The organism is Rubripirellula amarantea (assembly GCF_007859865.1).
In the GTDB taxonomy this organism is placed as follows: Bacteria; Planctomycetota; Planctomycetia; order Pirellulales; family Pirellulaceae; genus Rubripirellula; species Rubripirellula amarantea.
Window position 1 is genome coordinate 2,583,315 of record NZ_SJPI01000001.1, and the last position, 11,574, is coordinate 2,594,888.

At 53.5% G+C, this 11,574-nt stretch carries 10 protein-coding genes; 6 read left to right on the top strand and 4 right to left on the bottom strand.

From position 1 onward, the window contains the following. Nucleotides 1–4 precede the first annotated feature (4 nt). Nucleotides 5–3,205 carry an AsmA-like C-terminal region-containing protein gene (locus Pla22_RS09385; RefSeq protein WP_165440578.1) on the top strand — a complete coding sequence of 1,067 codons (3,201 nt, stop codon included), beginning with the start codon at nt 5–7 and terminating at the stop codon, nt 3,203–3,205. 33 nt (nt 3,206–3,238) lie between these two features. Further along, nucleotides 3,239–3,589: a hypothetical protein gene (locus Pla22_RS09390; RefSeq protein WP_146514379.1), complete on the top strand. Its 351-nt coding sequence runs from the start codon at nt 3,239–3,241 to the stop codon at nt 3,587–3,589. Between the two features lie 6 nt (nt 3,590–3,595). On the opposite strand, the gene bshB1 is transcribed toward Pla22_RS09390, so the two are convergent. The 3 genes from bshB1 to Pla22_RS09405 all read right to left on the bottom strand — a co-directional run bounded on the left by bshB1 (nt 3,596) and on the right by Pla22_RS09405 (nt 6,395). Then, nucleotides 3,596–4,333, bottom strand: coding sequence for a bacillithiol biosynthesis deacetylase BshB1 (bshB1, locus tag Pla22_RS09395; protein WP_146514380.1), 738 nt, complete (start codon nt 4,331–4,333; stop codon nt 3,596–3,598). Nucleotides 4,334–4,373: 40 nt separating this feature from the next. Further along, the gene (locus tag Pla22_RS09400; RefSeq protein ID WP_146514381.1) at nt 4,374–5,180 is read right to left on the bottom strand and encodes an inositol monophosphatase family protein; all 807 of its coding nucleotides are present in this window, start codon (nt 5,178–5,180) and stop codon (nt 4,374–4,376) included. A gap of 183 nt (nt 5,181–5,363) precedes the next feature. Further along, nucleotides 5,364–6,395, bottom strand: coding sequence for an aldo/keto reductase (locus tag Pla22_RS09405; protein WP_146514382.1), 1,032 nt, complete (start codon nt 6,393–6,395; stop codon nt 5,364–5,366). A 309-nt stretch (nt 6,396–6,704) separates the two neighbouring features. Between Pla22_RS09405 and Pla22_RS09410 the strand changes: the two genes are divergently transcribed. Next, on the top strand, nt 6,705–7,661 hold the full coding sequence (locus Pla22_RS09410) for a glycosyltransferase family protein (RefSeq protein WP_146514383.1): 957 nt from the start codon (nt 6,705–6,707) through the stop codon (nt 7,659–7,661). 95 nt (nt 7,662–7,756) lie between these two features. On the opposite strand, the gene Pla22_RS09415 is transcribed toward Pla22_RS09410, so the two are convergent. Next, nucleotides 7,757–9,262 (bottom strand): hypothetical protein, encoded by a 1,506-nt coding sequence (locus Pla22_RS09415; RefSeq protein WP_146514384.1) that lies wholly within the window; start codon nt 9,260–9,262, stop codon nt 7,757–7,759. Nucleotides 9,263–9,472: 210 nt separating this feature from the next. Between Pla22_RS09415 and Pla22_RS09420 the strand changes: the two genes are divergently transcribed. The 3 genes from Pla22_RS09420 (at nt 9,473) to Pla22_RS09430 (ending at nt 11,536) form a co-directional block, all read left to right on the top strand. Next, nucleotides 9,473–10,495 carry a DUF4272 domain-containing protein gene (locus tag Pla22_RS09420; protein ID WP_146514385.1) on the top strand — a complete coding sequence of 341 codons (1,023 nt, stop codon included), beginning with the start codon at nt 9,473–9,475 and terminating at the stop codon, nt 10,493–10,495. 294 nt (nt 10,496–10,789) lie between these two features. Then, nucleotides 10,790–11,182 carry an HU family DNA-binding protein gene (locus Pla22_RS09425; RefSeq protein ID WP_146514386.1) on the top strand — a complete coding sequence of 131 codons (393 nt, stop codon included), beginning with the start codon at nt 10,790–10,792 and terminating at the stop codon, nt 11,180–11,182. Nucleotides 11,183–11,278: 96 nt separating this feature from the next. Continuing rightward, on the top strand, nt 11,279–11,536 hold the full coding sequence (locus Pla22_RS09430; RefSeq protein WP_242631901.1) for a hypothetical protein: 258 nt from the start codon (nt 11,279–11,281) through the stop codon (nt 11,534–11,536). Nucleotides 11,537–11,574 lie beyond the last annotated feature (38 nt).

Below are 11,574 nucleotides of genomic sequence, written 5' to 3' on the forward strand. Positions count from 1 at the left end.
ATTCGTGCTTCGTTCCCTTGCGCCGCAAACGATTGGGGAAACGGCGCGACGGCAGTTCTTGTCGAAGTTGCAGAACCACTACCCATCGCTGAACGTCTCAATTCGTCGCGGGCACTTTGACCCCGATATGGGGCTAACGTTCGAAGGCATCCGGATTGCCGAGTCGACCAGCGGAGGACGTTGGAGTCTTCGCGATCTTGTTCGCATCGAGCGATTGACCGTGGTCGGATCTTTCGATACTCAGCGAATGATGGATCAACAAAATCCGATTGTTACCAATCGAATCATTGTTCAAGGAGTTCAGGCCAACGCTTGGCTCGATGGCGCGGGGGACCTGTCTCTTGCCAAGCTGATGCCATTGCCCAGTTTTGGACCGGGTGCACCGAGGACTGACATTCGATCGGCAAAGTTAAGCTTCTTTGGTGAAGGCGACCGAGCCAAACCGATTGATGCTGAGCTTCAAGACGTGGTTGTATTAAAAGCCCAGCTACCCGAACACGATGCTTCAAGCACAAGATCCACGTCGACGGCGCCGGATTTGGTTTTAGCCGACCAGGAAATCACGTTGCGGGGCATTGCGGATTTTGTTGATCAGTTCGCTGCGAAGATTGTCATTCAAGATGGCAACATTGACACACGTTTATCCGCGGGCGGCATACGTATTGATCGTGCAATGCTTGACCGTTTACCGAGTGAGTGGACAAGTTCAATCCGCGAGATTCATGATGTTTCGTGCGCACTCGATGCAAAGCTGGCCGCCTACTTCCCGGCTAACGGTACGCCAAATTTTCAGTTGGAATCTAATCTCTATGATGGTCGGTTTTCCCACCCATCGTTGCCGTATTCAGTCACTGGCATGCGAGGCAAGTTTCAGTGTGATCCGAAGGGAGTGAAAATCGAGGCAGCTCAGGCTTTATTGGGCGATGCTTTGGTTCTTGTTCACGGCCATGTGGACGGTTACGACTTAATGGACAGCGAGGTGGACTTGGATGTTTCCACTCGCGGTCTAATGCTCGATCGCCGTATCGCATCATCTCTTCCGATCCAGGTCCAAGAACAATGGAACAAGATTCAACCGGTGGGACGCGTTGATATCGACGCAAAACTGAACCGCGTCGATCGCCAGTGGGAAAAAGTCGTTGATCTGACCTGCAATGGTGTAGACGTTCAGTACGAGAAGTTTCCGTACCCCGTCGAGCAAGTGATTGGCAAAATCACAATGCGGGGTGACACAATTGCGGCTACCAATCTGAGTGCACGGGTTGGTGGGCGGCGAATGCAATGCGCCTTTCGAATTCCGTCGCGACCGGGACTGACCCCCGAAAAGTCATTCGTGATCTCGACGGATGGCCCAGTGCCGATCAATGAAGCTTTGCTTAACGCGTTGTCGCCCATGGGAAGCACAAAGCAATCCAAGATGGAGAAATTTGTTCGTTCGCTTGAACCATCGGGAAGCATCCAACTTGCGAACGCCATCTTCATTACAGACAAGAACAATCAAAAGACCAGAAAGATTGATTTGAGCGTTGTGGATGGCGGCCTTCGATATGACCAGTTTGCGTACCGACTTTACAACGTGGCTGGCACAATCAAAGTCGACAACGATCTCGTTCATATCAATGGATTTCGAGCGACGAACGCCAACGCAGGTGCTGTGCAATGCGACGGGTTGTACCGGATGCCAACAACGAATCAAACGCAGGTCCAAACCGAGTCGCGGCTTGCCTTGAAGTTTAGGGCCACAAATGTGTTGATGGACGAATCGTTGCGTCAATCACTTCCCGCGTCGAGCCAACAAGTGTGGGATGCCATTTCGCCGAGCGGGATTCTTGATCAGTTGGACGTGCGTCTAACTCAGATGGGATCGGGCAACCCGTTGGCAATGGATATTACTGCGGAACAAATCGCGCACGATCAGGTCACCAACCGTACGCTGAGCTTGCGTCCGCCGGCACTGCCTTATCGCATCGATGTCACCGGAGGCAAAGTTCGGTTTGACGGTTCGAAGGTCTGGATTGATTCACTCGACGGACGTCACGATGCATCGAAGTTGTCGGCTAATGGGATGTGTTCGCCGGGACCAGATGGTCGTTGGGTACTGGCACTTGATCTGCACAGTGGCAGTCGTTTGCATCCCGACGGGGAATTGATCGCCTCTTTGCCACCGCAAATGCGAGAAGCGATGCGACGATTGCAATTAAGAGGCCCGGTGAGTGTGCGTGGAAAGACGCAGTTGGCGCTGCCGAGCGAACGGCTTCCTCAAACCGCGATCGATTGGGATCTAGTACTGCAACTTGAAGGAAACCGAATTGCAGACGTCGGACCAGTCCATTCCATCCGCGGTGGCTTGTCTGTGCGTGGGCACAGTGACCAAAACGTGTTACGAGCCGAAGGGCAAGTCAACATTGATTCCATGCACGCATTCGATCAACAAATTGCGGCAATTCATGGACCGTTTTCAATTGTCGACGACCGACTTACTCTCGGCGACGTGCAGACTTCGACTCCCATTAGTGGCGAGTTGTTTGACGGGAAAGTCGACATGAATGGTGATCTACTCTTGTCGTCTGGGAACTTCGATATCTCGATGGCAATCCTCGATGCCCAAGTTCCTACGTTGTTGGCGGAGTACGGATATACCGACCAAGACTTCACGGGTGAATTGACGGGGCAAGCGCAACTTCAAGGCAATCTAGAAACCACTGATTTGCTTAAGGGGACCGGTGCCGTCAGAATGTCAGGAGCCAACATGTATAAGTTGCCATTCTTGATCCAAGTGATGAATCTGCTTCGCATCAGTCCTTCAGAAGATCACGCGTTCACGGATGCTGAAATGGAGTTCACCTTGTTCGGTGATACTGTCACGTTCAGTGACATGCAGATCTGGGGAGAACTGGTGACGCTGCATGGCGGTGGAACGTTGGATCACCGGCGGGAACTTGACTTAACATTCAATACGCGAGTGAGTCCTAAAAACACGTTCTCGCGAGTATTTCGTCCGCTCAATAGCCAACGCTATACGCTCTGGACAATTGATGTGCGGGGGCCGATGGCAAACCCTCAAATTGAACGTCGAGCGCTCGATGGTGTTAGCGAAACTTTGGGGCGTTGGTTTCCTGGCCGAAAAGAATCCTCCAACGCTGAATTTGACGAGTCAGGTAGCTCACCACGCACCGCAAACGGACAACCAAGTCGCAGGCAATAGAAGCAACCCTATCTCACGCAGGAGAACACCGTTGTGAATATTAACCCCTCGGCCGCCGCATCGGTGGCCGGTACCTCGCGTGCCGCCGCGAAAGGTGGCGATGCAGATAAGTTGGCCAGTGACGCTACTGCCAAACAAGCATCAAGCCAATCGCCAACGGGAAAGACCGACGCAGTTGATCAGCTTGACGCAGGCGACCAAACGCAGGATCGCAGTGGCGATGGACGGCAAACGCTGGATGTCTTCGAAGAATCAAAAAAAGAGAACGCCGAAGATCAGTCGGGATCCGAAGAACTATCCGGTACTGACGACCCATCGTTGGCAGACGACGAGCACAAGCGGCTTCCGGAAATCGTCGACGGGCACCTGGACTTCGATGCCTAACGGCGCCTAAATAAGATCACGAAGCGAGTTCATCGCCAGCGGTTCCTTCGTTGCAAATGGTTCACCATAGTGGCGAGCGATCAGGGTTCCCCAATGAATCGCGTCGGCATGCAATCGGTCCAACATCGAAATAGGTTCGGTAGGGCGACCCACGACGAACTGGCTATGGTAAGCCTCGATTGACGCTTGCTTGCGTTGCCAATGCTCGCTGATATCCACAATCCATGCCGGTTCGATGGCCAGTCGCAAATGAATGCAGAAATAGTAGTACATGCGTTCGGGATGAAATCGTTCGCCCGGCATGTCTGTTTTGCTGAGCTTGGCCCAGAAACGAGCAGCTTCGATCAGCGCTGTTGCGGCAACGTGATCAGGGTGTGCATCGTTCCAATAGGGAGCGAAGATCCAACGAGGTCGCGTCATACGAAAGTAACTTGCGATCAATTGCCTTGCTTCGAGAGTGGCTTCGAGTTTTCGATTGATCAAACCCGCATTCGCTCGCCAAGAAACGTTCAGGATCTCGGTAGCCTTCACCGTCTCGGCGCGGCGGATTTCTTCGCTGCCATTGGGAGTGGGTTCACCCGTCGTTAAATCTAGAATCCCGACCCTCATCCCCTCGTCCACCATTTTGGCGATAGTGCCCCCCATTCCCAATTCGGCATCATCGGGATGAGGAGCAACGACCAACATGTCGAGCGGTTCGATCTCAGGCAAATCGCGTGGATGGCAGGTGTGAATCTTCGTCATGGGCAAACAACCGAGGAGAACAACTAAGGATGGTGAACTACTAAGGATGATGGGCTTTGGTAATGGTAAGCATCGCGTCATGCAAGAGACCGTTGCTCGCCAACACACTGGTCTTCTCGATTGGCAATTCGTCGCCTCTTGCGGTCGTAATCTTCCCGCCGGCTTCGGTCAGGATCAAAGCACCCGCAGCAAAATCCCATGGCGAAAGTTGGTATTCAAAGAAACCACCAAACTGACCCGAGGCGACTTGGCATAGATCAAGTGAGGCGGTTCCGAACCGGCGAATTCCGTGAATATCCTCTGCGAAGAATGACTCGATTGCAGCGAGAGTTTTCTTCATCATTTCACCACGATCGTAGTAGAATCCGCAGCCGATCAGCGATTGTGACAACTTGCCATCACGACTGACTTCGATCGCGCGGCCGTTCAAGAAAGCACCGCCTCCTGCGATCGCCGTGTACATTTCATCGCGAGCGGGATTGAAGACTGCTGCGACGATGGGCGTTCCCTTGCAGTAGTAGGCAATCGAAACACCGAAATGCAGAACACCATGAGCAAAGTTGTTCGTTCCATCGAGTGGGTCGATGATCCATAGATTGTCTGAGTCCGCTTCGGCATGCAAGTTTTCTTCGCCCAGCAAATGGTGAGTGGGGTACTTGGAATGCAGATGCTTCGCGATCGCGTTCTCGCTTTCGATGTCCGCGTCGCTAACGAGGTCATACGTCTTGGCACCTTCATGCGACTTTGCTCGCATTTCAACTCCGTCGCGAAGGTATCGCATCAGGATGTCGCCACCGCGTTGAGCAGCGGTGGTTGCCGCAAGTAGTAGTTCAGTGGACTGATTCACTTGATACCAACAATTCACTTAGGTTGCACTGACGTAATCCGCTTCGCGAACAATCTGTCTTCAACGAGAGGAAAGATGCGAAGGGTTAGAACCAATTCTTAAGATCATCAAACGGAATGGTAAGGGGACGGATAGCGACGAAGTTACCGTCAAGGTTTCGCCAGTTTGTGAGTGAGGATCGTCCTACTTTCCAGCATACCAAACGCCGCGATTCCAGTGATGTTGTCGCAATTGGTTGATTGTTTCCGGCGTTAGGTCTCTTAGTTGGCTGGTGCGAGTGTTCTGAGTGACTTGATCCACACTTCGCATGCCCACGACGACACTGCTTACCTCGCGGCGCGCCAAAACGAATTTGAGGGCGACATCCGCAAGTGAGTATTCCTCGGATAACCCTAACGCTTCGATGTCCTGAAGGATCTCGCCAACTCGAGCTGACGTTCTCGCCATGCGATCTCCTGCAAAGTAAGCGTGACGGAAATCGTCTTCGGGGAACTGATGATCGGCAGAGTACTTCCCTGTCAACGCTCCCTCATCCAACGCGACTCTTACGATCACGCCGGTACCGGTCTCGGCAGCAACGGGCAGGATTTGTGCGGCAGCTTCTTGATTGAACAGATTGAAAATCACTTGCACCACATCAACAAGTCCGTCTCGCATCAACTGAATCACGCACGATTGGTCCTGTTCAGGAGTGCTGATTCCGATCAATCCGATCTTCCCTTCATCTCGCAACTGACGCAGCACAAGCAGCGGTTGCGGGTCATCGTTCCATGCCCTCGTCCAGGTATGCAGTTGCAGCAAGTCGATCTTTTCAGTTCCCAAATTCTTCAACCGATGTTCCACATTTTCACGCAGGTAGGCGGCGCTGTATCGATCTTGCCAGCGGCAGTAGGGACTCGGTGGCCAGGGACCCGGAGCGGGCGGCGTTTTTGTTGCAACAAAAACATTGTCGGCTCGGCCCTGGTTTCTAAGATCGCGAAGAACCTGTCCAATTAATCGCTCGCTTTGTCCGTCACCATAGCCGGCGGCGGTATCGATCAGCGTGATGCCTTTTTCGATCGCCAAGTGCAGTGCGGCAGCCGAAGCGGCTTCATTTTGCGGGCCCCAGCCACCGCCGATCGCCCAGCCGCCGAAACCGACTTCCGATACTTCGGGGCCATGAGTGCCCAGCGGTCGCGTCGGCAGAGGTCGAGTCGGCTGCGATGGGTGGGACATGTGGGGACCAGTTCAATGAGAGGATCAGGGGGAAAAGACAAAGCGACGAGAACAGCAGGCAAAAACGACCGTGAAACTCCGCCTTGTGAAATTGTGCCGATTACACGACGTGTTCGTAGGGGGCTTCGCCAAACTTCCTCGCTTTCCTACATGCCAGCGGCGTGGACTCAATTCCCCGTCGCTCTTATCCCGATAAATCTCCCAACTGACGCATGGAAGCGTTAGACAGCGATTCGGTGGGGCAGTGATCGCCACCCTTTTCGCTCTCGACCTCCCGCCCAAGATCGCCTTATGGATTTGGTGTCAACGGTGTCTTCTTTCCCAACCTCGCGATCCACGCCGTCGCCCGTACCGCGACTGTCGATCGTCGTTCCTCTGCTCGGCGATTCAACTCGATTTGAATCGACTTTGATCAGTGTGTTAGAAAATCGCCCCGAGCATTGCGAAGTAATCGTATGCCACGATGGTAGCTACGATGACCCCTTTGATCTGTGCGACGAAGTGCGATTCGCAGTCGCCTCATCTGATCAACTGCTCGACCTCGTTCACGCCGGAGCCCGCGCCGCGCACGGACGTTTCGTCCACGTCATTGGCGATGCACTCCAAGCAACTCTCGGTTGGGCGGATGCTGCCATCGAAAAATTTGAGCATTTTGATTGCGGGTCGGTGATGCCAGTCATCCGCAATGCGTCATCCGACAAGATCATCGCTGCGGGATGGCAAGACGCAAGCGATCGTCTTTGCAAACCAGTGGGCCAAGGCAAGAAAGATGCCAGCAAGACCGGCGTGAAGGTTGCCGGAGCCTACATCAACGGATCGTTTTGGCGACGAGATTTGCTGCGTTCGCTTCACGATGCCGTTAGCACTACTAGCGTGACGGAAGCCACCGTCGCCTATGAGTACCTATCACGAAAATCCGGTTGGCGATGCGTCGTTGCCACTCAATCGAATTTGAGATGCGATTCGAGCGACTTGGTCATTGATGCACCATGTTTCAGTCGTGGAGCAAGCTTGCGAGGCATGCGTGGGGTGTTCTATCAAGGCAACTTTGCAAGTGCGGTTCAATCGGCGTTGAAGGCGGCGATTTGCAATGTGGCTCGACCAGGTTTGTTAATGGAATCGCTTGGCCAAGTTTTTGGGCCAACGAAGTCGGCGTCCATTGCTTCGCGGATCAGTTCCCAATACGTCGTTAGCTGTGACCAACGCGAAGTAATCGTGAAGTTTCCAGCACAAGACACGCCGGCATCTGTCCGTCGTGCGGCATAGCGACGTGTTCGCCATGTGCGAAAGACATGCGAACGCAAGTCTTTGATAGGTGCACGAACAAATGAGTGAGAGAACGCAGTGCAACACCTTGATATTTAGGTGCGGCTGCTTTCTCTCGCAGGTTCGTTGACAGCCTGTCCAATCGCGTAAGCTAAGCGACCAATCATCGCAAAGTAGGCGAAGAAAACGCCGATCGTTAGCAGGACGGCGATAAAGACGCCTCCGGGTGCAGCCATGCTCTTGAGCACGACGAATGTCAGGAACAAACCGAAGAAAAGTAGTCCTGACGAAAAGTAAAGGCCACCCCATGCGTCTTGGCACTTGTTGATGCTGCGCGCCACTTCGGGGGAAAACGGCATGAAGGGACTGCCCATGTCCATCATCGATAGCAGAACAAATGGGAACACTAAGTAAAGTGCAAACATGTTCAACAGGATCAACAGCAACGAAGGCCCCAGCATCGCACCAAAGACGGCATTGACCGGAATCAACGCCACACCCGCTGCGGCAGCGGTCATGAACATCTGACCGAACCAACTGCCAGGGTCAAACACTGGCCAATCATTTACCGCGTCTTCTTGATTGGCGACCGATTCAAGGATCGCGAATGAACAGGCCAAGGTGAGCGTGGTCGCAATGATCGAAAACGGGAACATACCGAGAATAAGAGTCGGATGTTGGCTCAGCACGGTGAAGTAAACCGGTATCGAAATCAGGGCGGTCAGAATTAGCCAATGAGCGATTACGCTGGGATCGAGGAAGATTCCAAAGACTGACTTCACCCAATCCAGCACGTTCGGCGTGTCGTAATTGACCGGTGGTTTCTCGACGTCCGCTTTCTCGGCTTCAGCTAACAGATCTGCCGCGGATTTTTGGTAGGGATCCTGTCGTTTGGTCGCCGCGGATTGAGTTTGCAGCGGAAGCGCTTGCGGTACTTCAGTGTTGACGGTTTTCTTCGGTACCTTGGGAGGCTGGGGGACCAAGATCGTGGAATGGCAATCGTTGCACTTGATCTTGTGCCCTGCTTGCGAGGCTCGCACATACGTCGCCGTCCCGCAAATGGAGCACTTCACTCGGTACTCCTCTAGAAACTCTGGTTCGCTCTTTCGAGCTTGCGGAGCGGAAGGGATAACGACTTCCGGCAATTGAAGTTCGCCGAACGAATCATTCTTGGACGAGCCTTGGTTAGCGTCGGCTTGTGATCTAGTCGGAACTCGACCTGGGACCGGTTCGGTTGAGGCCACAAAATCGTCGTCGTTGAATTCGCCTGCGAATTGCGCCAACAAATCGTCATCGGTTGGCTTTTGAACCTTGGGCTTAGCATCGGAACTGGGGAGCGGCGCAAGCGAGAGATCGAACTCGTCCGATTCGTCGGCTTCTGGTTGGGTCGGTTTCGAAGCACCAGGAGGAGGATCTGCGTCGACGGATTGAGTGGGGGTGTCAAGCGATAGCCAGTCATCGTCGTCGTTGGACGCAGCGACTGTTGAGCCCGGAGCGAGGAATTCTTTTTGGCACGTCGGGCACGTCACGCGATGTCCTGCATCCTCATCAGCCACCGATACGGCGGAATGACATTGGGGACATTGAAGAGCGAGAGACATGACGGGCAGGTTTCGATACGAATAAGGGACGGCGATCACTCTACGCAAGAACGTGCACCACCATCGCCAAGAGACTCTTCACATTCTATAAGCTGCACGATTGAACAACAGCACCGTCTATCTGTCTTTTTCGCCACTTCTTCGACGTGCGGAATCAGATTGGCGTTTTAGAATAGCCCTGTTTCAAGTGAAAGCCAGAGCGGAAAGCGTATGAAAGTGATCGCGTACAGCACGCTGCGAGAAGTTCGCGAACCTGATTTTCCCTGCCAAGTCCTCGAGGTTCAGACTCGCGAAACGCCAGGATTTGTGTCGCATCTTAATGGGATGATTGGTTGGGCCTGCGATTCAGGCGAAGCCAATATGACACCCATTTTGTATTCCGTACTGCGGCATTTGGAACGAACTCGAAATCAAGTCCAGATGGAAATTCGAGATAGCGACCTCGAACATTTGGCCCAGTGGGGACGACGCAGCAATTCCATCTACTGGCTTGCTGATCAAACCCTGCGAGACCCAGATGGTGCGATTTTGGTGGATCGCGAGAACGACCAAGTGAACGAACTGGCATCGGTCCCATTTCCCGACGACGCTCGGCTACGCAATCAAAAAAATCGCGAGCGTTTAGCTCAACGTGGAATTAGCGTGATCGACACGTTGCCGCCAATTCCTGGGGAAAGCGAGGTCGTGATACGCCCGTCGGACGAAGTGGCATGGCGGAGCTTGGCATTGTTCATCACCGCCGTACGAGCGGAATCGGTTGCCACTGATCAGCCGATATCCGCCGAACAGCTCAAGGCAAAGTCTCCGATGTCATTCGAAGCAATGACACCCAACGAATTGGCATTCCTGGAAACGGATCAGCCCGACACCCAGCAAGTCATCAATTTTGCGTGGCGATACGAGGCGTTGTTTGCTCTTCAGTGGGCTTTGGGACTTCACGACCAATTGAAGTTTCCCGACCAAATTTGTGACGTTCCACGGGTGGCTGAAACCATGGTGGATTATTCCGACCGAGATTTGGTTTTGCACGCGCGGTTGCGACCGGTGGACGAATTGTTGGACGCAATCGACCTCAACGGACAAATGCTCTGGGCGGCTCGTCAGGCCAGGATCGAAAACCGAGAGCCTCCGGAAAACCTCGACGGCGGAGTACTGAGTGAGCGTCAGCACGCCTTCAACTGGCTCATTCGGCTCGGTGAGGCACCTTGGGACGATGTCGACACACCGACGTAGTGCCGGGGCCGGGCTGGATCTCGCAAGCTTCGCCGCATCAGTTCGGTCCTGAATCACCCATTTGTCGGAACGATCGCCTAATCCTTAAAAGCTAACATGTAATCTCAAGTTTGCCGGTTATGCCTGTCGATACGGTTATGTGGAGCGATCTATCTTCGGATGCTTAGCGATCCAGAACCGCCGCGATCTTGACGCCCTTTCCAGTTGCCCTTAGACTTGCGTGAGATAAGTCGAAAGTAGCAAAGGGTTTACAGCGATCGGCAAACGGCAGTATTGGGACGCTAGGGAGTCAGAGTGACCAAAAAAGACATCGTGAGAGCGATCTCGGAAGAGGTTGGACTGACTCAGCAGCAAACGAAGGAAATCGTTCAAAAGACCTTTGACGCCATAGTGGAATGCTTGGTACGAGAACGTCGGATCGAACTCAGAAACTTTGGTGTTTTTGAGGTCAAGCCACGTGCAGCCCGAAAGGCTCGTAATCCGCGGACTGGTGAACAGGTCGATGTACCCATGAAGTACGTCGTCACGTTCAAGCCCGGCAAGTACATGGAAGCAAAGGTTAGTGATTTGGATGCTACCGAAATGGAAGCAGCCAATCCAAAACAACAAAACAACCAGCAACCGCCCAACCTAACCACTGGAAGTGATCTTCCACCGGATGGGCCAACGGGACGCTGGGACACTTGATCGAACGACTAAACACACCCTCGCTGGGCATTCATCAGAATTAGTGATGGAACCGGTGAACCCAACCGAGCAAGCGAACGTTCACGGAGGAACGACATGCGACGCACTCAAGCCAATTCACGACCCAGTCGCACCATGCGGATTGCCATGCAAGCCACGATGGCAGTCGTGTGCGTTGTCACCACCGTTGGTTGCTTCGTTCCTATCTATTCGGCTCGACCTGAACGGCGTGTTCAGCAACTGCTTTACACTTCGGAAGACTTGCGATCGCTCGTCGAAGAATGGGAGCGTTTCTGGCACCTGGACCAGCCCAGCCACATGACACCGGTTCGGACTCACGGCGGCATCATGTAGGCGTTCTTGTTTCAATCGATCGTTCTCGAATCGTTCGA

What these genes read in the sequence shown, in the direction of transcription:
- bshB1 (WP_146514380.1), bottom strand. Translation starts at nt 4,333, where the DNA reads ATGACGAAGATTCACACCTGCCATCCACGCGATTTGCCTGAGATCGAA.
- Pla22_RS09405 (WP_146514382.1), bottom strand. Translation starts at nt 6,395, where the DNA reads ATGTCCCACCCATCGCAGCCGACTCGACCTCTGCCGACGCGACCGCTG.
- Pla22_RS09415 (WP_146514384.1), bottom strand. Translation starts at nt 9,262, where the DNA reads ATGTCTCTCGCTCTTCAATGTCCCCAATGTCATTCCGCCGTATCGGTG.
- Pla22_RS09420 (WP_146514385.1), top strand. Translation starts at nt 9,473, where the DNA reads ATGAAAGTGATCGCGTACAGCACGCTGCGAGAAGTTCGCGAACCTGAT.
- Pla22_RS09430 (WP_242631901.1), top strand. Translation starts at nt 11,279, where the DNA reads ATGCGACGCACTCAAGCCAATTCACGACCCAGTCGCACCATGCGGATT.